At 42.1% G+C, this 20,556-nt stretch carries 24 protein-coding genes, 1 tRNA gene, 3 rRNA genes and 1 riboswitch; of the genes, 24 read left to right on the top strand and 4 right to left on the bottom strand.

Annotated elements, in window-relative coordinates; all coding sequences use genetic code 11:
- Positions 1–70: 70 nt before the first annotated feature.
- From L4F93_RS03505 to metN, 3 genes are read right to left on the bottom strand one after another with little or no spacing between them, the layout of a single operon-like run.
- Positions 71–904, bottom strand: coding sequence for a MetQ/NlpA family lipoprotein (locus tag L4F93_RS03505; RefSeq protein ID WP_250351143.1), 834 nt, complete (start codon positions 902–904; stop codon positions 71–73).
- Between the two features lie 39 nt (positions 905–943).
- A complete protein-coding gene (locus tag L4F93_RS03500) occupies positions 944–1,633 on the bottom strand; it encodes a methionine ABC transporter permease (protein WP_250351142.1) in 690 nt (229 codons plus the stop codon).
- Complete coding sequence (gene metN / locus L4F93_RS03495) at positions 1,623–2,660, bottom strand: methionine ABC transporter ATP-binding protein MetN (RefSeq protein WP_250351141.1); 1,038 nt, start codon at positions 2,658–2,660, stop codon at positions 1,623–1,625. Before metN ends, L4F93_RS03500 begins: the two co-directional genes overlap by 11 nt.
- Positions 2,661–2,827: 167 nt before the next feature.
- Between metN and gmhB the strand changes: the two genes are divergently transcribed.
- The 22 genes from gmhB (at position 2,828) to rplQ (ending at position 17,726) form a co-directional block, all read left to right on the top strand.
- The gene (gene gmhB / locus L4F93_RS03490) at positions 2,828–3,382 is read left to right on the top strand and encodes a D-glycero-beta-D-manno-heptose 1,7-bisphosphate 7-phosphatase (RefSeq protein ID WP_250351140.1); all 555 of its coding nucleotides are present in this window, start codon (positions 2,828–2,830) and stop codon (positions 3,380–3,382) included.
- A gap of 366 nt (positions 3,383–3,748) precedes the next feature.
- Positions 3,749–5,291 (top strand): 16S ribosomal RNA (locus tag L4F93_RS03485).
- Between the two features lie 90 nt (positions 5,292–5,381).
- Positions 5,382–5,457: transfer RNA gene (locus L4F93_RS03480), tRNA-Glu, on the top strand.
- Positions 5,458–5,665: 208 nt separating this feature from the next.
- Positions 5,666–8,564 (top strand): 23S ribosomal RNA (locus L4F93_RS03475).
- Positions 8,565–8,677: 113 nt separating this feature from the next.
- Positions 8,678–8,793: ribosomal RNA gene (rrf, locus tag L4F93_RS03470) — 5S ribosomal RNA — on the top strand.
- The 16S, 23S and 5S rRNA genes sit together here with 1 tRNA gene alongside, the layout of an rRNA operon.
- 397 nt (positions 8,794–9,190) lie before the next feature.
- A complete protein-coding gene (gene rplN, locus L4F93_RS03465; RefSeq protein WP_005548786.1) occupies positions 9,191–9,562 on the top strand; it encodes a 50S ribosomal protein L14 in 372 nt (123 codons plus the stop codon).
- A 10-nt stretch (positions 9,563–9,572) separates the two neighbouring features.
- The gene (gene rplX / locus L4F93_RS03460) at positions 9,573–9,884 is read left to right on the top strand and encodes a 50S ribosomal protein L24 (protein WP_250351139.1); all 312 of its coding nucleotides are present in this window, start codon (positions 9,573–9,575) and stop codon (positions 9,882–9,884) included.
- Positions 9,885–9,904: 20 nt separating this feature from the next.
- Positions 9,905–10,444 (top strand): 50S ribosomal protein L5, encoded by a 540-nt coding sequence (gene rplE, locus L4F93_RS03455; RefSeq protein ID WP_115248902.1) that lies wholly within the window; start codon positions 9,905–9,907, stop codon positions 10,442–10,444.
- 12 nt (positions 10,445–10,456) lie between these two features.
- Complete coding sequence (gene rpsN, locus L4F93_RS03450; RefSeq protein WP_250351138.1) at positions 10,457–10,762, top strand: 30S ribosomal protein S14; 306 nt, start codon at positions 10,457–10,459, stop codon at positions 10,760–10,762.
- A gap of 36 nt (positions 10,763–10,798) precedes the next feature.
- Positions 10,799–11,191 (top strand): 30S ribosomal protein S8, encoded by a 393-nt coding sequence (gene rpsH / locus L4F93_RS03445; RefSeq protein WP_250351137.1) that lies wholly within the window; start codon positions 10,799–10,801, stop codon positions 11,189–11,191.
- A gap of 18 nt (positions 11,192–11,209) precedes the next feature.
- Positions 11,210–11,743 carry a 50S ribosomal protein L6 gene (rplF, locus tag L4F93_RS03440; protein WP_046098796.1) on the top strand — a complete coding sequence of 178 codons (534 nt, stop codon included), beginning with the start codon at positions 11,210–11,212 and terminating at the stop codon, positions 11,741–11,743.
- 13 nt (positions 11,744–11,756) lie between these two features.
- Positions 11,757–12,110, top strand: coding sequence for a 50S ribosomal protein L18 (gene rplR, locus L4F93_RS03435; protein WP_046098797.1), 354 nt, complete (start codon positions 11,757–11,759; stop codon positions 12,108–12,110).
- A gap of 15 nt (positions 12,111–12,125) precedes the next feature.
- Positions 12,126–12,626, top strand: coding sequence for a 30S ribosomal protein S5 (gene rpsE / locus L4F93_RS03430; RefSeq protein WP_103854523.1), 501 nt, complete (start codon positions 12,126–12,128; stop codon positions 12,624–12,626).
- A 6-nt stretch (positions 12,627–12,632) separates the two neighbouring features.
- The gene (gene rpmD, locus L4F93_RS03425) at positions 12,633–12,812 is read left to right on the top strand and encodes a 50S ribosomal protein L30 (protein WP_103854522.1); all 180 of its coding nucleotides are present in this window, start codon (positions 12,633–12,635) and stop codon (positions 12,810–12,812) included.
- A 4-nt stretch (positions 12,813–12,816) separates the two neighbouring features.
- A complete protein-coding gene (rplO, locus tag L4F93_RS03420; RefSeq protein ID WP_250351136.1) occupies positions 12,817–13,251 on the top strand; it encodes a 50S ribosomal protein L15 in 435 nt (144 codons plus the stop codon).
- Positions 13,252–13,258: 7 nt separating this feature from the next.
- The gene (gene secY, locus L4F93_RS03415; protein ID WP_250351135.1) at positions 13,259–14,584 is read left to right on the top strand and encodes a preprotein translocase subunit SecY; all 1,326 of its coding nucleotides are present in this window, start codon (positions 13,259–13,261) and stop codon (positions 14,582–14,584) included.
- Positions 14,585–14,610: 26 nt separating this feature from the next.
- Positions 14,611–14,724, top strand: coding sequence for a 50S ribosomal protein L36 (rpmJ, locus tag L4F93_RS03410; RefSeq protein WP_005548767.1), 114 nt, complete (start codon positions 14,611–14,613; stop codon positions 14,722–14,724).
- Between the two features lie 140 nt (positions 14,725–14,864).
- Positions 14,865–15,221 (top strand): 30S ribosomal protein S13, encoded by a 357-nt coding sequence (gene rpsM, locus L4F93_RS03405; RefSeq protein WP_017805524.1) that lies wholly within the window; start codon positions 14,865–14,867, stop codon positions 15,219–15,221.
- Positions 15,222–15,236: 15 nt separating this feature from the next.
- A complete protein-coding gene (gene rpsK, locus L4F93_RS03400) occupies positions 15,237–15,626 on the top strand; it encodes a 30S ribosomal protein S11 (protein WP_012072238.1) in 390 nt (129 codons plus the stop codon).
- A 28-nt stretch (positions 15,627–15,654) separates the two neighbouring features.
- Positions 15,655–16,275, top strand: a complete 621-nt coding sequence (gene rpsD, locus L4F93_RS03395; protein WP_250351134.1) for a 30S ribosomal protein S4 — start codon at positions 15,655–15,657, stop codon at positions 16,273–16,275.
- Between the two features lie 32 nt (positions 16,276–16,307).
- Positions 16,308–17,297 (top strand): DNA-directed RNA polymerase subunit alpha, encoded by a 990-nt coding sequence (locus tag L4F93_RS03390; RefSeq protein WP_126371196.1) that lies wholly within the window; start codon positions 16,308–16,310, stop codon positions 17,295–17,297.
- Between the two features lie 39 nt (positions 17,298–17,336).
- The gene (rplQ, locus tag L4F93_RS03385) at positions 17,337–17,726 is read left to right on the top strand and encodes a 50S ribosomal protein L17 (protein ID WP_103854517.1); all 390 of its coding nucleotides are present in this window, start codon (positions 17,337–17,339) and stop codon (positions 17,724–17,726) included.
- A gap of 214 nt (positions 17,727–17,940) precedes the next feature.
- On the opposite strand, the gene ribB is transcribed toward rplQ, so the two are convergent.
- On the bottom strand, positions 17,941–18,582 hold the full coding sequence (gene ribB / locus L4F93_RS03380) for a 3,4-dihydroxy-2-butanone-4-phosphate synthase (RefSeq protein WP_250351133.1): 642 nt from the start codon (positions 18,580–18,582) through the stop codon (positions 17,941–17,943).
- 114 nt (positions 18,583–18,696) lie between these two features.
- Positions 18,697–18,842, bottom strand: a riboswitch (FMN riboswitch).
- A 96-nt stretch (positions 18,843–18,938) separates the two neighbouring features.
- On the opposite strand from ribB, the gene ubiK reads away from it, so the two are divergent.
- Entirely contained in the window at positions 18,939–19,202 is a 264-nt protein-coding gene (ubiK, locus tag L4F93_RS03375; RefSeq protein ID WP_250351132.1) for a ubiquinone biosynthesis accessory factor UbiK, read from the top strand.
- Positions 19,203–19,281: 79 nt separating this feature from the next.
- Positions 19,282–20,553, top strand: coding sequence for a multifunctional transcriptional regulator/nicotinamide-nucleotide adenylyltransferase/ribosylnicotinamide kinase NadR (nadR, locus tag L4F93_RS03370; RefSeq protein WP_250351131.1), 1,272 nt, complete (start codon positions 19,282–19,284; stop codon positions 20,551–20,553).
- Positions 20,554–20,556 lie beyond the last annotated feature (3 nt).

Here is a 20,556-nt window from a genome sequence, read left to right as displayed (position 1 = left end):
TGCGGTGTTTTTTCGATGAGAAAATAATGCCCCTGAATGGTCAGGGGCAAGGTGAAAAAAGGGGTTAAAATTACCAGCCTTTAACTACGCCGTCTTTGAAGTATTTTACTGCTTCTTGGTACACTTCATCGGTTTGATACGCTTTTACGAAGTTTTTCACCGCGTCGCTGTCTTTGTTGTCTTCACGCGCTACGATAATGTTTACATAAGGCGAATCTTTATCTTCGACAAACACACCGTGTTCTTGTGTATTTAAACCAACTTGACCCGCGTAAGTGTTATTAACAACCGCCAAATCAACATCATCTAATGCACGGGCTGCCACAGAGGTATCCACTTCTTTAATTTGTAGATGTTTTGGATTTTCTACAATGTCTAAAGAGGTTGCGAATAGGTTTGTGTTGTCTTTAAGTTTAATTAAACCTTGTTTTTCTAATAAGATTAATGCACGCGCAAGGTTACTTGGATCATTTGGCACAGCAATGATTGCACCGTCTTGTAATTCGCTCACATTTTTAATTTTTTTCGAATAACCAGCTAATGGATAAACGAAGGTGTTACCCACGATAACAAGGTTTTTATAGCCGTGTTCTTGCGAATCTTTATCAAGGTAAGGTTTGTGTTGCATTGCATTGATATCTAAATCCCCATTGCTTACCGCTGGGTTTGGTAATGAATATTCGTTAAATTCGACAAATTCGACATCTAAACCATATTTTTCTTTCGCTACTTTTGCCGCAATTTCCGCCACTTGGTGTTCTGGCCCTGACATTACGCCCACTTTAATTTTTTGTGTAGCAGGTTGTGCTGAGGCGGTGGTTTCTGCTTTTTTGTCATCTTTACAAGCGGTTAGTGCTAAAACCGATGAAAGTGTGGCTACCGTGAATAATTTTTTAAAGTTCATTTTTACTTTCCTTTTTAGTGAGTTAAGTGGATGTTGAGATTAACGATGATCGAAATGATCCGCTAATTTGTTACCGTATTTTTCGCATAACATAACGATAAGTACGATGATAATGGTTGAAACCCAAAGCACATAAGGCATATTGCGGTGTAATCCGAAAGAAATTGCGGTGTTACCTAAACCGCCACCGCCCACTGCGCCAGCCATTGCGGAATAACCAATCAGTGTGACTAAAGTGAGTGTCATTGCTTTAATCAGAATCGGTAAGGCTTCGGGTAAATAAAAGCGTGTAACTAACTGCCAAACGTTTGTTCCCATTGCTTTGGCGGTTTCTGTTAGCCCCGTAGGAATATCGCCTAAGGCGTTTACGGTTAAGCGTGCATAAAAAGGCAAGGCAGCAACACTTAATGGAATAATTGCTGCTGTGGTGCCTAAGGTGGTGCCAACCAGAAAACGCGTTACGGGCATTAAATCAAATAATAAAATGATAAAAGGAATTGAACGCCCAACATTAATAATGATTTCTAAAGTGCGGTTCAATTTTTTGTTATTTAGGGTTTGCCCTTCTTTGGTTAGAAAGGTGATGATGCCCAATGGCAAGCCAAATAATACAGCAAAAAAGGTTGCCACAAGGCTCATATAAACTGTTTCAAAAGAGCTGTTGGCAATCAGTTGCCAAACTTGTGGGGTAAGCTGACGGGAAAATTCAGCGCTAAACTCAGTCCACATAACCTAATACCTCCACACGAACATTATTTTCCATTAGATAAATTTTGGCTTGCGTAATCGCGTCTTCATCGCCTTCCACTTCTGCGATGGTAAAACCAAATTTTACCCCACCTGCATAGTCAATTTGTGAGGTGAGAATACTTAAATCCACGCCAAAACGTTTGGAAGCTTGTGAAAGTAACGGCGCATCTACGGAACGCCCCGTAAATTCAAATTTAATAATTGGCCAAGCATTCGGGTGTTTTGGGGTTGGTGATAATTTTTCCAAATATTCTTCCGGCAAATTAATGTGGAATGTTGAGCTAATAAATTGTTGTGCCAATTCAGTTTTTGGATTTGAGAAAATTTCGCTCACCGAACCTTGTTCAACAAGTCGCCCTTTGTCAATCACCGCCACTTGATCGCAGATCCGTTTTACTACGTCCATTTCGTGTGTAATCAATAGAATAGTAATACCTAAAGTGCGGTTAATTTCTTTTAATAATTTTAAAATTGCTTGCGTGGTGGCGGGATCTAGCGCACTGGTTGCTTCATCGCAGAGGAGTACTTTAGGATCACTGGCTAAGGCGCGCGCAATAGCAACACGTTGTTTTTGTCCACCTGAAAGATTGGCTGGGTAAACATCACGTTTTTCACTTAATCCAACTAAAGCAAGCAACTGTTCCACTTTTTGTTTAATGTCAGCTTTGCTTTCACCTGCTAATTCTAGTGGCAGGGCAATGTTGCCATAGACGGTGCGTGAACTGAGCAAATTGAAATGTTGGAAAATCATTCCAATATTGCGTCGTTCTTGAATCAGTTGGCTATCGGATAAATGGGTTAATGCTTTGCCATTTACTATCACAGAACCAGAAGTTGGTCGTTCTAATAAATTGACACAGCGGATTAGCGTGCTTTTCCCCGCACCTGAGGCACCAATCACACCGCAAATTTGCCTTTTCGGAACGTGCAAATTGACGTTATCAAGTGCCGTGATTTTTTTATCCGCAATGTCGAAAATTTTACTAAGGTTTTCTAGCTTAATCATATAAGCCCTTTTTATATGCTTAAATTTAAGTTTTTGGTATTTTAGACGTCTAGAATGCTGTGTCAATATTTATTCACAAGATTTTTAGAATGTTCCGCTATTAGTTAGAATAAAATTACGTCATAATGCAACAAAATAGCAAGCATTAATATAATAAGGATAAGAAGGTGAATAAAGCGATTTTTCTCGATCGAGATGGGACGATCAATATTGATCACGGTTATGTCCATCAAATTGATGACTTTCAATTTATTGAGGGGAGCATTGAGGCATTGCAACAACTTAAGGCAATGGGCTATTTATTGGTGTTGGTAACGAATCAATCGGGCATTGCAAGAGGCTATTTTACAGAACAACAATTTTTACAACTCACCGAATGGATGGATTGGTCACTGGCAGATCGCGGTGTCGATCTCGATGGTATCTATTATTGCCCTCATCACCCTGAAGGCAAAGGAGAATATAAAGAAGCGTGCGATTGCCGTAAGCCGAAATCGGGTATGTTATTACAGGCAATAGAAGAATTGAATATCGATCCTGCGCAGTCTTTTATGCTGGGTGATAAAAAAGAAGATATGCAAGCTGGCAAAGGAGCTGGTGTGAAAAATTGTGTTTTAGTGCGTACAGGCAAAGCGATCACCGCCGAAAGTGAACAAACCGCTGATTTTGTGATAAATAGCATTGCGCAATTACCTGCTTTAATTAAGCAAATGAAAAAGTAAAATGTGAAATTAAAAGGACGTAAAAGCAAAGTGCGGTATAAAAATTCGATAAATTTTCACCGCACTTAGGTGAATAATTTTGCAACTTGGCGTAAAAGTCATCAGGCGATAAAAAATCTTAAAAATTTGCAAAAAAAACACTTGCAAAGATTTTCGAGATGTCTATAATACGCCGCACACAACGACGCGACGTTGTAGAAATTAAGATGATACAAATCGCGTCGTTCTTTTTTGCTCTTTAACAATCAATCAGACAATCTGTGTGGGCATTCGTTGATTTTCAAAAAGATTTAAAATTTAGAAATCAATGATGCTTAACTTGAGATTCGAAAAGAATATAACGTTATGTATTCATTGAGCGAGATTAAACTGAAGAGTTTGATCATGGCTCAGATTGAACGCTGGCGGCAGGCTTAACACATGCAAGTCGAACGGTAACGGGTTGAAAGCTTGCTTTCGATGCTGACGAGTGGCGGACGGGTGAGTAATGCTTGGGAATCTGTTTTATGGAGGGGGATAACCATTGGAAACGATGGCTAACACCGCGTAATATCTGAGGATTAAAGTAGTGGGACCGCAAGGCCACTAGCCATAAGGTGAGCCCAAGTGGGATTAGGTAGTTGGTGGGGTAAAGGCCTACCAAGCCTGCGATCTCTAGCTGGTCTGAGAGGATGACCAGCCACACTGGGACTGAGACACGGCCCAGACTCCTACGGGAGGCAGCAGTGGGGAATATTGCGCAATGGGGGGAACCCTGACGCAGCCATGCCGCGTGAATGAAGAAGGCCTTCGGGTTGTAAAGTTCTTTCGGTGATGAGGAAGGTGGACGTGTTAATAGCACGTTGATTTGACGTTAGTCACAGAAGAAGCACCGGCTAACTCCGTGCCAGCAGCCGCGGTAATACGGAGGGTGCGAGCGTTAATCGGAATAACTGGGCGTAAAGGGCACGCAGGCGGTAAATTAAGTGAGATGTGAAATCCCCGAGCTTAACTTGGGAATTGCATTTCAGACTGGTTTACTAGAGTACTCTAGGGAGGGGTAGAATTCCACGTGTAGCGGTGAAATGCGTAGAGATGTGGAGGAATACCGAAGGCGAAGGCAGCCCCTTGGGGAGATACTGACGCTCATGTGCGAAAGCGTGGGGAGCAAACAGGATTAGATACCCTGGTAGTCCACGCTGTAAACGCTGTCGATTTGGGGGTTGGGCTTTGAGCTTGGCGCCCGTAGCTAACGTGATAAATCGACCGCCTGGGGAGTACGGCCGCAAGGTTAAAACTCAAATGAATTGACGGGGGCCCGCACAAGCGGTGGAGCATGTGGTTTAATTCGATGCAACGCGAAGAACCTTACCTACTCTTGACATCCAAAGAAGAACTCAGAGATGAGTTTGTGCCTTCGGGAGCTTTGAGACAGGTGCTGCATGGCTGTCGTCAGCTCGTGTTGTGAAATGTTGGGTTAAGTCCCGCAACGAGCGCAACCCTTATCCTTTGTTGCCAGCACTATGGGTGGGAACTCAAAGGAGACTGCCAGTGATAAACTGGAGGAAGGTGGGGATGACGTCAAGTCATCATGGCCCTTACGAGTAGGGCTACACACGTGCTACAATGGTGCATACAGAGGGAAGCGAGCCTGCGAGGGTGAGCGAATCTCAGAAAGTGCATCTAAGTCCGGATTGGAGTCTGCAACTCGACTCCATGAAGTCGGAATCGCTAGTAATCGCGAATCAGAATGTCGCGGTGAATACGTTCCCGGGCCTTGTACACACCGCCCGTCACACCATGGGAGTGGGTTGTACCAGAAGTAGATAGCTTAACCGAGAGGGGGGCGTTTACCACGGTATGATTCATGACTGGGGTGAAGTCGTAACAAGGTAACCGTAGGGGAACCTGCGGTTGGATCACCTCCTTACCGAAGAGAAGACGAATGTTCACACAGATTGGTTGATTGATGTTAGACAATGAGAAGCAAAGGATGTAGTAGAGATTATCTTTATATGTAGTCCCCTTCGTCTAGAGGCCTAGGACATCGCCCTTTCACGGCGGTAACAGGGGTTCGAATCCCCTAGGGGACGCCATATAAAGCTAATCTTATAGCGAATTGCTCTTTAACAATGTAAAAACAAGCTGAAAACTGAAGAGACTTTCAAGCCGGTGATAAAGGATAAAGTTTATCACTGAATTGAAGAAGTCTGAGTAGAAGAAGACTTACTTGAACAAAAGCAAGTAAGCGATTCTCAACGAATGACGATGATAGCTTTAAGGAAAAAATCCTTGAGGTTGTATAGTTAAGTGAGAAAGCGTACAGGGCGGATGCCTTGGCAATCAGAGGCGAAGAAGGACGTGCTAATCTGCGAAAAGCGTGGGTGAGTTGATAAGAAGCGTTTAACCCACGATGTCCGAATGGGGAAACCCGATAGGTGAAGAACCTATCATTGTTTACTGAATAAACTAGGTAAACAAGGCGAACCGGGAGAACTGAAACATCTAAGTACCCCGAGGAAAAGAAATCAACCGAGATTCTGTGAGTAGCGGCGAGCGAAAGCGGAGTAGCCAGTAAGTGATAGCAAGTGATTTAGGAGAATTGACTGGGAAGTCAAGCGAAACAGGGTGATAGCCCCGTATCTAAAAAATCGCGTGTGGTACTAAGCTTACGAGAAGTAGGGCGGGACACGAGGAATCCTGTTTGAAGATGGGGGGACCATCCTCCAAGGCTAAATACTCCTGATTGACCGATAGTGAACCAGTACTGTGAAGGAAAGGCGAAAAGAACCCCGGTGAGGGGAGTGAAATAGAACCTGAAACCCTGTACGTACAAGCAGTGGGAGCCCTTTGGGGTGACTGCGTACCTTTTGTATAATGGGTCAGCGACTTATATTTTGTAGCGAGGTTAACTGAATAAGGGAGCCGAAGGGAAACCGAGTCTTAACTGGGCGATGAGTTGCAAGGTATAGACCCGAAACCCGGTGATCTAGCCATGGGCAGGTTGAAGGTTGGGTAACACTAACTGGAGGACCGAACCGACTAATGTTGAAAAATTAGCGGATGACCTGTGGCTGGGGGTGAAAGGCCAATCAAACCGGGAGATAGCTGGTTCTCCCCGAAATCTATTTAGGTAGAGCCTTGTGTGAATACCTTTGGGGGTAGAGCACTGTTTCGGCTAGGGGCCCATCCCGGGTTACCAAACCGATGCAAACTCCGAATACCAAAGAGTACTGCACAGGAGACACACGGCGGGTGCTAACGTCCGTCGTGGAGAGGGAAACAACCCAGACCGCCAGCTAAGGTCCCAAAATCTATATTAAGTGGGAAACGAAGTGGGAAGGCTTAGACAGCTAGGATGTTGGCTTAGAAGCAGCCACCATTTAAAGAAAGCGTAATAGCTCACTAGTCGAGTCGGCCTGCGCGGAAGATGTAACGGGGCTAAAATATAGTACCGAAGCTGCGGCATCAATCGAAAGATTGTTGGGTAGGGGAGCGTTGTGTAAGCGGAAGAAGGTGAATTGAGAGGTTTGCTGGACGTATCACAAGTGCGAATGCTGACATAAGTAACGATAAAACGGGTGAAAAACCCGTTCGCCGGAAGACCAAGGGTTCCTGTCCAACGTTAATCGGGGCAGGGTGAGTCGGCCCCTAAGGCGAGGCTGAAAAGCGTAGTCGATGGGAAACGGGTTAATATTCCCGTACTTGGTAAAGCTGCGATGTGGGGACGGAGAAGGTTAGGTTAGCGTACTGTTGGAAATGTACGTTTAAGTTGGTAGGTGGGTAGACTAGGCAAATCCGGTCTACTGTCAACACAGAGAGATGATGACGAGGCTCTACGGAGCTGAAGTAACTGATACCACACTTCCAGGAAAAGCCACTAAGCTTCAGGCTTTACTAAACCGTACTGAAAACCGACACAGGTGGTCAGGTAGAGAATACTCAGGCGCTTGAGAGAACTCGGGTGAAGGAACTAGGCAAAATAGCACCGTAACTTCGGGAGAAGGTGCGCTGGCGTAGTGTGAAGTTCTTTGCGAATGGAGCATGAACCAGTCGAAGATACCAGCTGGCTGCAACTGTTTATTAAAAACACAGCACTCTGCAAACACGAAAGTGGACGTATAGGGTGTGATGCCTGCCCGGTGCTGGAAGGTTAATTGATGGTGTAATCGAAAGAGAAGCTCCTGATCGAAGCCCCAGTAAACGGCGGCCGTAACTATAACGGTCCTAAGGTAGCGAAATTCCTTGTCGGGTAAGTTCCGACCTGCACGAATGGCATAATGATGGCCAGGCTGTCTCCACCCGAGACTCAGTGAAATTGAAATCGCCGTGAAGATGCGGTGTACCCGCGGCTAGACGGAAAGACCCCGTGAACCTTTACTATAGCTTGACACTGAACCTTGAATTTTGATGTGTAGGATAGGTGGGAGACTATGAAGCGGTAACGCCAGTTATCGTGGAGTCGTTGTTGAAATACCACCCTTTAACGTTTGATGTTCTAACGAAGCGCCTGAAACGGGTGTTCGGACAGTGTCTGGTGGGTAGTTTGACTGGGGCGGTCTCCTCCCAAAGGGTAACGGAGGAGCACGAAGGTTTGCTAATGACGGTCGGACATCGTCAGGTTAGTGCAATGGTATAAGCAAGCTTAACTGCGAGACAGACAAGTCGAGCAGGTGCGAAAGCAGGTCATAGTGATCCGGTGGTTCTGAATGGAAGGGCCATCGCTCAACGGATAAAAGGTACTCCGGGGATAACAGGCTGATACCGCCCAAGAGTTCATATCGACGGCGGTGTTTGGCACCTCGATGTCGGCTCATCACATCCTGGGGCTGAAGTAGGTCCCAAGGGTATGGCTGTTCGCCATTTAAAGTGGTACGCGAGCTGGGTTTAGAACGTCGTGAGACAGTTCGGTCCCTATCTGCCGTGGGCGTTGGAGAATTGAGAGGGGCTGCTCCTAGTACGAGAGGACCGGAGTGGACGCATCACTGGTGTACCAGTTGTCTCGCCAGAGGCACTGCTGGGTAGCTAAATGCGGAAGAGATAAGTGCTGAAAGCATCTAAGCACGAAACTTGCCTTAAGATGAGTTCTCCCCGACTTTAAGTTGGTAAGGGTTGTTTGAGACTAAGACGTAGATAGGCTGGGTGTGTAAGCGATGTGAGTCGTTGAGCTAACCAGTACTAATTGCCCGAGAGGCTTAACTATACAACACTCAAGGATTTTGGCTTGTTTTTGATTGAGAGAGTAGAGATTTTAGAGCGGAATGCTTTGAAGTCTGTAGATAAGAGAGATAAGCTTTAGATAAGCGAAAGAATTATCTTGGCGGCGTTAGTGCAGTGGACCCACCTAAATCCATGCCGAACTTAGAAGTGAAACGCTGTAACGCCGATGGTAGTGTGGGAGTTTCCCATGTGAGAGTAGGGCACCGCCAGGTTTTGAATGAAAGAAGAACGCCATTGAGGGAACTCTGTGGCGTTTTTTGTTTTTTAGGGAATAAAAGCAGATAAGCATCACTGAGAATGAATAGGCTAGATTAAGTCATAATCCAAAGATAAAAGATATTATATATAAGTATATTTAATAGCTATTAATTATGTCTGATATGTTTGGGGTATAAAGACATAAGTAAGAGAAAAAAGATGCAAGAAAAATCTGTCAAAATTACACCGCACTTTGATTTGGGGAGTTATATGATTTTTTCTAAGGAAAATAGTGTTTAGAGATCAGTTTTATATTGCATTCATAGCATTTTTTATAGTACAATTCATCCTCTATCCTGTAAGGATAGGTTCGTCCCGAGAGGGTGTTATTAATTTTAGCGGAGTACTAAGATGATCCAAGAACAGACTATGCTGGACGTTGCTGATAACTCAGGCGCTCGCAGTGTAATGTGTATCAAGGTTCTAGGTGGATCGCACCGTCGTTACGCTGCTATTGGTGATATCATCAAAATTACTGTGAAAGAAGCAATTCCACGCGGTAAAGTTAAAAAAGGTGATGTATTAAAAGCAGTTGTTGTGCGCACCAAGAAGGGTGTTCGTCGCCCAGATGGATCAGTCATTCGCTTCGATGGTAATGCTTGTGTAATTTTAAACAATAACACAGAGCAACCAATCGGTACTCGTATTTTTGGACCTGTGACTCGTGAACTTCGTTCTGAGAAGTTTATGAAGATCATTTCTTTGGCGCCAGAAGTACTATAAGGAGTAAGAAATGGCTGCAAAAATTCGTCAAAATGATGAAGTAATTGTTCTTGCTGGTAAAAGCAAAGGCAAACGTGGTAAGGTAACTAAAGTGTTACCAAACGGTAAAGTTATTGTTGAGGGTATCAACATTATCACTAAACACGAGAAACCAGTTCCTGCATTAGGAAAAGAAGGTGGCTTAGTGAAAAAAGAAGCAGCAATTGATGTATCGAATGTTGCGATTTTTAACCCAAAAACAAACAAAGCTGACCGTGTAGGTTTTAGATTTGAAGATGGTAAAAAAGTCCGCTTCTTTAAATCTAACAATGAAATTATTTAATTAAAAACTGGAGTAATGCGATGGCGAAACTGCATGATTACTACAGAGATCAAGTAGTTAATGAATTGAAAGAGAAATTCAACTACTCGTCTGTCATGCAAGTCCCACGAATCGAAAAGATTACCCTGAATATGGGGGTGGGTGAAGCATTGACCGATAAGAAATTGCTAGATAACGCAGTTGCGGATTTAGCAGCGATTAGTGGTCAAAAACCTTTAATTACTAAAGCACGCAAATCTGTTGCTGGCTTTAAAATCCGTCAGGGATATCCAATCGGTTGTAAAGTAACACTACGTGGCGAACGTATGTGGGAGTTCTTTGAACGTTTAATTACAATCGCTGTTCCACGTATTCGTGACTTCCGCGGTTTAAGTGCGAAATCATTTGATGGTCGTGGTAACTACAGTATGGGTGTACGTGAGCAAATTATCTTCCCTGAAATCGACTATGATAAAGTAGATCGTGTTCGTGGTTTAGATATCACTATTACTACTACTGCTAATAGCGATGAAGAAGGTCAAGCACTATTGGCTGCCTTTAATTTCCCATTCCGTAAATAAGGCAGGTTACAAATGGCTAAACAATCAATGAAAGCACGCGATGTCAAACGCGTAAAACTCGCTGAGAAATTCTATACAAAACGTATGGAATTGAAAAAAATCATCTCTGATGTCAATGCATCAGATGAAGATCGTTGGGCAGCAGTGTTAAAGTTACAGTCTTTACCACGTGATTCAAGCCCTAGCCGTCAACGTAACCGTTGCAACCAAACTGGTCGTCCACACGGTTTCTTACGTAAGTTTGGTTTGAGCCGTATTAAGGTTCGTGAAGCAGCAATGCGTGGTGAAATTCCTGGCCTTAAAAAAGCTAGTTGGTAATTTACTACTTTATTTTGGAATCGGAGTAAAAGCACAATGAGTATGCAAGATCCAATCGCAGATATGTTGACCCGTATTCGTAATGGTCAAGCTGCGAATAAAATTGTGATCAATATGCCTTCATCCAAGCTAAAAGTGGCAATTGCCAATGTATTAGCTGCGGAAGGTTATATTGAAAACGTTAAAGTTTTAGAAGGCACTAAGCCTGAATTGGAAATTACTTTAAAATATTTCCAAGGGAAGCCTGTTGTAGAAAGCATTCAGCGCGTAAGCCGTCCTGGTCTTCGTATTTATAAACGTAAAGACGAATTACCGAAAGTTATGGGCGGATTGGGTGTAGCAGTAATTTCTACATCTAAAGGTGTAATGACTGATCGCGCAGCTCGTCAAGCGGGTTTAGGCGGTGAAGTTATTTGTTATGTAGCTTAATAGAGAGGTAGGAAGAAAATGTCTCGTGTTGCAAAAGCACCTGTTAGTATTCCTGCCGGCGTTGAGGTTAAACTTGACGGACAGCTACTAACAGTTAAAGGTAAAAATGGCGAGTTATCTCGCACTATTCATAACTCAGTTGAAGTTAAACAAGATAATAATGAATTAACTTTTGCTCCTCGTGCAGGGGTAGTTGGTGCAGACGCACAAGCGGGTACAGCGCGTGCATTAGTTAATGCAATGGTTATCGGTGTTACTGAAGGCTTCACTAAGAAGTTACAATTGGTGGGTGTTGGTTATAGAGCACAAATGAAAGGTAACGTAGTTGCATTAAGTTTGGGTTTCTCACACCCTGTTGAGCATACATTACCTGCAGGTGTGACTGCTGAATGTCCATCACAAACAGAAATCGTTCTGAAAAGTGCTGACAAACAATTGATTGGTCAAGTTGCAGCAGATATTCGTGCTTATCGCCGTCCTGAGCCTTACAAAGGTAAAGGTGTACGTTATGCTGACGAAGTTGTACGTACAAAAGAGGCTAAGAAGAAATAATTAAGGTAACACTATGGATAAGAAATCAGCTCGTATCCGTCGTGCAGCTCGTGCCCGTCATATGATGCGTGAACAAGGTGCAACTCGTTTAGTTGTTCACCGTACTCCTCGTCATATTTATGCACAAGTGATTGCACCAAACGGTTCAGAAGTGCTTGCCGCTGCTTCTACAGTCGAAAAAGCAATTAGTGAGCAAGTTAAATATACCGGTAATAAAGATGCAGCCGCAGTAGTGGGCAAAATCATTGCTGAAAGAGCTTTGGCAAAAGGTGTCAAAGATGTTGCATTTGATCGTTCCGGTTTTAAATATCATGGTCGTGTCCAGTCTTTAGCGGACGCTGCCCGTGAAGCTGGTCTACAGTTCTAATAGAGGTAATTTGAGATGGCAAACATCGAGAAACAAGCTGGTGAACTGCAAGAGAAGCTAATCGCGGTAAACCGTGTATCAAAAACAGTTAAAGGTGGTCGTATCATGAGCTTTACTGCATTAACAGTAGTTGGCGATGGTAATGGTCGTATTGGTTTTGGTTATGGTAAAGCGCGCGAAGTTCCGGCAGCGATCCAAAAAGCGATGGAGAAAGCTCGTCGCAATATGATTACTGTGGCTTTAAATGAAGGCACTTTACAACACCCAATTAAAGGTACTCACACAGGTTCTCGCGTATTTATGCAACCTGCTAGTGAGGGTACTGGTATTATTGCAGGCGGTGCAATGCGTGCAGTACTAGAAGTTGCTGGTGTTCGTAACGTTCTTTCTAAAGCATACGGTTCAACTAACCCAATTAACGTTGTTCGTGCAACAATTGATGCACTAGCAAATATGAAATCACCAGAAATGGTTGCTGCTAAGCGTGGCAAAACCGTTGATGAAATTTTGGGGTAATGGACAATGGCTAAAACTATTAAAGTAACTCAAGTTCGTAGTTCTATCGCTCGTTTACCGAAGCATAAAGCTACCTTGCGTGGACTAGGTCTTCGCCGTATGCACCATACTGTTGAACTAATTGATACTCCTGCTGTACGTGGGATGATTAACCAAGTTTCATATATGGTTAAAGTGGAGGAATAAGAGAATGCGTTTAAATACTCTATCTCCGGCTGAAGGTGCTAAACATAGTGCAAAACGCTTAGGTCGTGGTATCGGTTCAGGCTTAGGTAAAACAGGTGGACGTGGTCATAAAGGTCAAAAATCTCGTACTGGCGGTGGTGTTCGTCGCGGTTTCGAAGGTGGACAAATGCCTTTATATCGTCGTTTACCAAAATTTGGTTTTACCTCAATGAAATCAGCGGTAACTGCGGAAGTTCGTTTGAATGATTTAGCAAAAGTTGAAGGAAATGTTGTAACATTAGAAACGTTAAAAGCGGCTAATGTATTAACTAAAGATATTCAATTTGCAAAAGTTATTCTTTCTGGCGAAGTGAAATGCGCAGTAACTGTTCGTGGTTTACGCGTAACTAAAGGCGCTAAAGCAGCAATTGAAGCGGCTGGCGGTTCAGTTGAGGAATAATTAATAAATGGCTAAGCAACCAGGTTATCAAAATAGAAGTACTCAAAGCGGTACAAGTGAACTGAAAAGTCGATTATTATTTGTGCTCGGTGCACTTATTGTTTTCCGTATTGGTTCTTTCATTCCGGTTCCTGGTATTGATGCTGCTGTTTTAGCTCAATTACTTGAGCAGCAAAAAGGCACCATTATTGATATGTTTAATATGTTCTCTGGTGGTGCTTTGAGCCGAGCGTCAGTATTTGCATTGGGTATTATGCCGTATATTTCTGCATCTATTATTATCCAACTACTGACAACGGTTCATCCTGCTTTAGCAGAATTAAAGAAAGAAGGTGAGACTGGTCGTCGAAAAATTAGTAAATATACACGTTATTCGACATTAGTTCTTGCAATGATCCAGGCAATCGGTATTTCTACTGGATTGCCTAATATGTTGCCAGGATTAGTACCTAATTTGGGATTTAGTTTTTACTTTACTGCTGTAATTAGTTTAGTTACAGGAACAATGTTTTTAATGTGGTTAGGTGAGCAAATTACCGAACGCGGCATTGGTAATGGTATTTCTTTAATTATTTTTGCAGGTATTGTTGCTGGTTTACCATCAGCAATTGGCGCAACAATTGAGCAAGCGCGTCAAGGGCAAATGCACTTGTTAGTTCTGTTGCTCATCGCAGTTATTGTTTTTGCAGTAACCTATTTTGTTGTTTTCGTTGAAAGAGGACAACGTAGAATTAAAGTTGAATATGCAAAACGTCAACAAGGTCGTCAAATCCTTGGCGGTCACACCACTCATTTACCACTTAAAGTAAATATGGCGGGCGTAATTCCTGCTATCTTTGCTTCGAGTATCATCTTGTTTCCTGCTACCATTACATCTTGGTTTGGGCAAGGAGCAAGTTTAGATTGGTTAACTGACTTATCGATGTTATTGCATCCAGGTCAGCCTTTATATTTGATCGTTTATGCAGTAGCTATTATCTTCTTTAGTTTCTTCTATACAGCGATGCAATATAACCCGCGTGATACAGCAGAAAATTTGAAGAAATCTGGTGCATTTATTCCGGGAATTAGACCAGGTGAACAGACATCACGCTACATTGATAAAATAATGACCCGTTTAACTTTGATTGGCGGTCTATATATTACATTCGTGTGTTTAGTTCCTTATATTATGACGTCAGCGTGGAATGTTCAATTCAATTTCGGTGGTACATCTTTGCTGATTGTTGTAGTGGTAATTATGGATTTCATCGTTCAGGTTCAAAGTCATTTAATGTCAACAAAATATGAATCTGCGTTGAAAAAAGCAAACCTTAAAGGTTTTGGGCAGTAATGCTCATATAGTAAAAGGGATAAGCAATGAAAGTTCGTGCTTCCGTAAAGAAATTATGTCGTAACTGTAAAATTGTTAAACGTGAAGGTGTTGTTCGTGTATTATGTAGCGACCCTAAACATAAACAACGTCAAGGTTAATTGATATTTTTCTTGCAAAGAACCAGCTGGGCATATATAATGCTCAGCTCATTTATGTCCTTGACATACTGTTTGAGTATCCTGAAAACGGGCTTTTCAAGATCAGTATGTCAAATTAGTTAAAATAATAGGAGTGCATAGTGGCCCGTATTGCAGGCATTAACATTCCTGATCAAAAACATACTGTAATTGCATTAACATCAATTTACGGTATCGGCAAAACTAGAGCAAAAGCTATTTGTGCTGCAACAGGAATTGCTGAAGACGTTAAGATCAGAGAATTGTCTGAAGAGCAGATTGATAAACTGCGTGACGAAGTTGGTAAATTTACCGTTGAAGGTGACTTACGTCGTGAAGTAACACTTAACATTAAACGCCTATTAGATTTAGGTTGTTATCGTGGTTTACGTCATCGTCGTAGCTTACCGGTGCGTGGTCAACGTACTAAAACTAATGCGCGTACCCGTAAGGGTCCACGTAAGCCGATCAAGAAATAAGTCGGGGTAAATTAAATGGCAAAAACACCAGTTCGTGCACGTAAACGTGTAAAAAAACAAGTAGTAGATGGCGTTGCTCATATTCACGCATCTTTCAATAATACAATCGTTACGATTACTGACCGTCAAGGTAATGCTCTAGCATGGGCTACTGCTGGTGGTTCAGGTTTCCGTGGTTCTCGTAAATCCACTCCGTTCGCTGCTCAGGTAGCTGCTGAACGTTGTGCAGAAATGGTCAAAGAATTTGGCTTAAAGAACTTGGAAGTTATGGTAAAAGGACCGGGTCCAGGTCGTGAGTCGACAATCCGTGCATTAAATGCAGCGGGTTTCCGTATTACGAATATTACTGATGTTACCCCGATCCCACATAACGGTTGTCGTCCACCGAAAAAACGTCGTGTATAAGACGTATTAGGATAGTTGGAGAAAGAAAATGGCAAGATATTTGGGTCCAAAACTCAAGCTAAGCCGTCGTGAAGGTACTGACTTATTCCTTAAGTCAGGAGTACGCGCGATTGATTCAAAATGTAAAATTGATACAGCACCCGGTCAACACGGTGCTCGTAAACCTCGTTTGTCAGACTATGGTAGTCAGTTACGTGAGAAACAAAAAGTTCGTCGTATCTATGGTATTTTAGAACGTCAATTCCGTAACTACTATAAAGAGGCAAACCGTCTAAAAGGTAATACTGGTGAAAATTTACTAGTATTATTAGAAGGTCGATTGGATAACGTTGTTTATCGCATGGGCTTTGCTGCAACTCGCGCAGAAGCTCGCCAATTAGTGAGCCATAAAGCAGTTGTTGTTAATGGTCGTGTGGTTAACATTCCATCTTTCCAAGTTTCAGTAAATGATGTTGTAGCTATTCGTGAAAAATCTAAGAAACAAGCTCGTATTAAAGCATCATTAGAATTAGCAGAGCAAAAAGAAAAACCAACTTGGTTAGAAATTGATGCTGCTAAAATGGAAGGTGTGTTCAAACGTGTTCCTGAACGTTCTGATTTATCAGCAGACATTAACGAACATCTGATCGTAGAGCTTTACTCTAAATAATAGTTAAAGCTTCGTAGCAAAGAGAGGATAAAATGCAGGGTTCTGTTACAGAATTTTTAAAACCACATTTAGTTGATATTGAGCAAATTAGCTCTACTCATGCTAAAGTGATCTTAGAACCGTTAGAGCGTGGTTTCGGCCATACTCTAGGTAATGCATTGCGCCGAATTCTTCTATCTTCAATGCCAGGTTGTGCTGTGACTGAAGTAGAGATTGATGGGGTATTGCATGAGTATAGTAGCAAAGAAGGGGTTCAAGAAGATATTCTTGAAGTACTTCTAAACTTAAAAGGCCTAGCGGTTAAAGTACAGAATAAAGATAATGTATTTCTGACACTAAGCAAATCTGGAATTGGCCCTGTTGTTGCAGCAGATATTACCCATGATGGTGATGTCGAAATTGTGAATCCTGAACATGTCATTTGCCATCTTACTGATGAAAATGCATCAATTAATATGCGTATTCGTGTACAACGTGGTAGAGGATATGTTCCTGCTTCTGCTCGAGTTCATTCTCAAGATGAAGAGCGTCCTATCGGTCGTTTATTAGTAGATGCTTGTTATAGCCCAGTTCAACGTATTGCTTACAATGTTGAAGCAACGCGTGTAGAACAACGTACTGACTTAGATAAGTTAGTGATTGAGCTAGAAACAAATGGCACTATTGATCCAGAAGAAGCAATTCGCCGTGCAGCAACAATTTTAGCAGAGCAACTTGATGCATTCGTTGATTTGCGAGATGTTCGTCAGCCTGAAGTCAAGGAAGAAAAACCGGAATTTGATCCGATTCTTTTACGTCCTGTTGATGACTTAGAGCTGACAGTTCGTTCTGCTAACTGTTTGAAAGCAGAAACAATTCACTATATCGGTGATTTAGTACAACGTACAGAAGTTGAGTTATTAAAAACGCCTAATCTTGGTAAGAAATCACTTACTGAAATTAAGGATGTGCTGGCTTCTCGTGGCTTATCACTTGGTATGCGCCTTGAAAATTGGCCACCAGCAAGTATCGCTGAAGATTAGTGGTCATTAGGTTAAGATTTTTCTGAGAAGGATAAGATCATGCGCCATCGTAAGAGTGGTCGTCAACTAAACCGTAATAGCAGCCATCGCAAAGCGCTGTTCCGTAATTTAGCAAGTGCATTAGTTAGTCATGAAATCATTAAGACAACATTGCCAAAAGCAAAAGAATTACGTCGTGTAGTTGAGCCGTTAATTACATTAGCAAAAGAAGACAGTGTTGCAAACCGTCGTTTAGCTTTTGCTCGTACTCGCAACATTGAAACTGTTGCTAAATTATTCAATGAATTAGGTCCACGTTTTGCACAACGTGCGGGTGGTTATACTCGTATCTTAAAATGTGGTTTCCGTGCTGGTGATAATGCTCCAATGGCATACATTGAGCTAGTAGATCGTCCAGCTGTTGCTGAAGAAGCTTCATCAGCTGAATAATATAATTTTGATATTGAAAAGCCTGCTATATGCAGGCTTTTTTATTATCAGTAATCTTGCGGATAAGTTAATTTATATCACCTTGTAGATCAAGACTTTTACATTTTCAATAAAGTTATCTGGTTAATTTAATGCAGAAAACCCTAGGTATAAAACAGTTTAAAGCCTATAGATAAAAAAATAGCAGGAAAAATCCTGCTATTTCAATATTTGTTTACTCACCTTTTAAACGATACTGCACTAAATCTTCAATCGTCATCACGGGATAACCAAATTCTTTCGCGAATTTAATGATTTCAGGGGTGCGTGCCATTGTGCCATCATCGTTGGTGATTTCACAGATTACCGCAGCAGGTTTATAGCCTGCAAGCACTGCAAGATCGACGGAGGCTTCGGTGTGTCCACGGCGTTTTAATACGCCACCTTCTGCGGCTCTTAATGGGAAGATATGCCCTGGGCGGTGTAAATCTTGCGGTTTTGCATTATCTGCAACGGCTGCTTTGATGGTGGTTACACGATCGGCTGCAGAAACACCTGTGGATACACCTTCCGCGGCTTCAATGGTTACGGTAAATGCCGTTTTATTGACGCTGGTGTTATTTTGTACCATTGGCGGCAAATCAAGCTGTTGGCAAATTTCATCGCTTAAACATAAGCAAACAATGCCGCTGCCGTAACGAATAAGTTTTGCCATTTGCGCAGGTTCGATGGTTTGCGCTGGGAAAATTAAATCCCCTTCATTTTCGCGATCTTCATCGTCTAAAACGAGTACGCCATTGCCTTGTTTGAAAGCTTCAATGGCTTTTTCAACACGCTCTTGTGGCGTGCCAAATGCGGATAAAATTGACTGATTCATAGTAAAAAACCTGTTAAAAAATTAATGGATACTTGAATCAGGGCTGATGAGGAAAGGCTTTTCATTAGATAAGAAAATCCAATAACAAAGGCAGATTTTACCTAAGGTAAATCTGTTTATTCTCTTTCATCCAGACTTTAACTGTCGGCTTTGGATTTTCACCAAATCTGCTGACTTTACTTTTGCAGGTAAACGCTCGTGGGCTTATGCGTGCTGCACTTACCACCGGTAGGGAATTTCGCCCTGCCCTGAGAATGCCTGCATAGTATAACGCAATCTAAATAGAGAAAAAATGTTTTTCTTTGCGCCGATATTGCATACAATATGCCACATTGACGCAATAATGTGAGGTCTTTATGCTAAATCCACAAAAAATAGAGCAAATTATACAACAAGTGCAAAATTCTTTACCGCAAGGAATGAAAGAACTTGGTAAAGATGCAGAAGCAAAATTCAAACAAGTTTTGCAAGCTCAATTGGCCAAATTAGATGTTGTAACCCGTGAAGAGTTTGATGTGCAAACCCAAGTTTTAATGCGTACTCGTGAGAAACTGAACGAGTTAGAAAAGCGTATCGATGCCCTGTTGCAAGCGCAAGATCAAGGGCAAGAAACGTGCTAAAATCTCACCGCACTTTGATTATTAAACGAAAAGTGCGGTCTTTTTTCTGAATAAATTTGGCAATATAAGGAATTTCAAGATGTCCGCTTTCGCCTATCTACAACAAAAACGCAAGCAGTTAAATCTAAAAGTGAACGAGGTTTGTGAGCAAGCCAACATTACCCGCGCTTATTTTAATCAGCTGGTGAGTGGCAAAATCAAAAACCCAAGCGCGACCAAGTTGTCTGCCTTGCATAAAGTGCTACAAATCACGGATCTGCAAGATAAAAAAGTGGGGGTGATTTTTGGCAAGTTTTACCCTGTGCATACTGGGCATATTAATATGATTTATGAAGCGTTCAGTAAAGTAGATGAAGTCCACGTTGTGGTGTGTAGCGATACAGAGCGCGATCTGAAATTATTTTATGACAGCAAAATGAAGCGTATGCCAACGGTGCAAGATCGTCTGCGTTGGATGCAACAAATTTTTAAATATCAGAAAAACCAAATTTTCATTCATCATTTAGTGGAAGACGGCTTGCCGAGCTATCCGAACGGCTGGTCTGCGTGGGCAGAGCGGGTTAAACAGCTTTTTGAAGAAAAACAGGTGAATCCTAGCGTGGTATTTAGTAGCGAACCGCAAGACAAAGCACCTTACGAAAAATATTTGAATTTACAGGTGGAATTGGTTGATCCACAGCGTCAATTCTTTAATGTTTCTGCCACCAAAATTCGTAATACGCCTTTCCATTATTGGAAATTTATCCCGAAAGAAGTGCGTCCATTTTTCGCTAAAACTATTGCCATTTTAGGCGGCGAAAGCAGCGGAAAAACCGTGTTAGTTAATAAACTTGCCACCGTATTCAACACCACGTCAGCGTGGGAATATGGGCGTGAGTTTGTGTTTGAAAAATTAGGGGGTGATGAACAAGCGATGCAATATTCTGATTACCCACAAATGGCGTTAGGTCATCAACGTTATATTGACTACGCCGTGCGCCACGCCCATAAAGTCGCGATTGTGGATACAGACTTCATCACCACACAAGCATTTTGTATTCAATATGAAGGCAAAGCGCACCCGTTTTTGGATTCAATGATCAAAGAATATCCTTTCGATATTACGATTTTATTGAACAACAACACCAAATGGGTAGATGACGGCTTGCGTAGCCTTGGTAGCCACAAACAGCGCCAACGTTTCCAACAATTATTGAAAAAATTATTGGATAAATATAACGTGCCTTATATTGAAATTGAATCACCAAGCTATTTAGAGCGTTATAATAAGGTGAAATCCATTGTAGAAAAAATTCTCAATGAAGAAGAGCTTCCCGAACTAAACAACGATAAATCCATTTTTGAGGAATAACAG

The sequence above is a fragment of the Avibacterium sp. 20-132 genome (genome assembly GCF_023611925.1).
GTDB lineage: Bacteria > Pseudomonadota > Gammaproteobacteria > Enterobacterales > Pasteurellaceae > Avibacterium.
Note: the sequence above shows the minus strand (reverse complement) of the source record. Positions and strands in the feature narration are given on the sequence as shown.

Coding starts and splice junctions, on each gene's coding strand:
- L4F93_RS03505 (WP_250351143.1), bottom strand. CDS start 904: ATGAACTTTAAAAAATTATTCACGGTAGCCACACTTTCATCGGTTTTA.
- L4F93_RS03500 (WP_250351142.1), bottom strand. CDS start 1,633: ATGTGGACTGAGTTTAGCGCTGAATTTTCCCGTCAGCTTACCCCACAA.
- metN (WP_250351141.1), bottom strand. CDS start 2,660: ATGATTAAGCTAGAAAACCTTAGTAAAATTTTCGACATTGCGGATAAA.
- rplN (WP_005548786.1), top strand. CDS start 9,191: ATGATCCAAGAACAGACTATGCTGGACGTTGCTGATAACTCAGGCGCT.
- rplX (WP_250351139.1), top strand. CDS start 9,573: ATGGCTGCAAAAATTCGTCAAAATGATGAAGTAATTGTTCTTGCTGGT.
- rplE (WP_115248902.1), top strand. CDS start 9,905: ATGGCGAAACTGCATGATTACTACAGAGATCAAGTAGTTAATGAATTG.
- rpsN (WP_250351138.1), top strand. CDS start 10,457: ATGGCTAAACAATCAATGAAAGCACGCGATGTCAAACGCGTAAAACTC.
- rpsH (WP_250351137.1), top strand. CDS start 10,799: ATGAGTATGCAAGATCCAATCGCAGATATGTTGACCCGTATTCGTAAT.
- rplF (WP_046098796.1), top strand. CDS start 11,210: ATGTCTCGTGTTGCAAAAGCACCTGTTAGTATTCCTGCCGGCGTTGAG.
- rplR (WP_046098797.1), top strand. CDS start 11,757: ATGGATAAGAAATCAGCTCGTATCCGTCGTGCAGCTCGTGCCCGTCAT.
- rpsE (WP_103854523.1), top strand. CDS start 12,126: ATGGCAAACATCGAGAAACAAGCTGGTGAACTGCAAGAGAAGCTAATC.
- rpmD (WP_103854522.1), top strand. CDS start 12,633: ATGGCTAAAACTATTAAAGTAACTCAAGTTCGTAGTTCTATCGCTCGT.
- rplO (WP_250351136.1), top strand. CDS start 12,817: ATGCGTTTAAATACTCTATCTCCGGCTGAAGGTGCTAAACATAGTGCA.
- secY (WP_250351135.1), top strand. CDS start 13,259: ATGGCTAAGCAACCAGGTTATCAAAATAGAAGTACTCAAAGCGGTACA.
- rpmJ (WP_005548767.1), top strand. CDS start 14,611: ATGAAAGTTCGTGCTTCCGTAAAGAAATTATGTCGTAACTGTAAAATT.
- rpsK (WP_012072238.1), top strand. CDS start 15,237: ATGGCAAAAACACCAGTTCGTGCACGTAAACGTGTAAAAAAACAAGTA.
- rpsD (WP_250351134.1), top strand. CDS start 15,655: ATGGCAAGATATTTGGGTCCAAAACTCAAGCTAAGCCGTCGTGAAGGT.
- L4F93_RS03390 (WP_126371196.1), top strand. CDS start 16,308: ATGCAGGGTTCTGTTACAGAATTTTTAAAACCACATTTAGTTGATATT.
- rplQ (WP_103854517.1), top strand. CDS start 17,337: ATGCGCCATCGTAAGAGTGGTCGTCAACTAAACCGTAATAGCAGCCAT.
- ribB (WP_250351133.1), bottom strand. CDS start 18,582: ATGAATCAGTCAATTTTATCCGCATTTGGCACGCCACAAGAGCGTGTT.
- ubiK (WP_250351132.1), top strand. CDS start 18,939: ATGCTAAATCCACAAAAAATAGAGCAAATTATACAACAAGTGCAAAAT.
- nadR (WP_250351131.1), top strand. CDS start 19,282: ATGTCCGCTTTCGCCTATCTACAACAAAAACGCAAGCAGTTAAATCTA.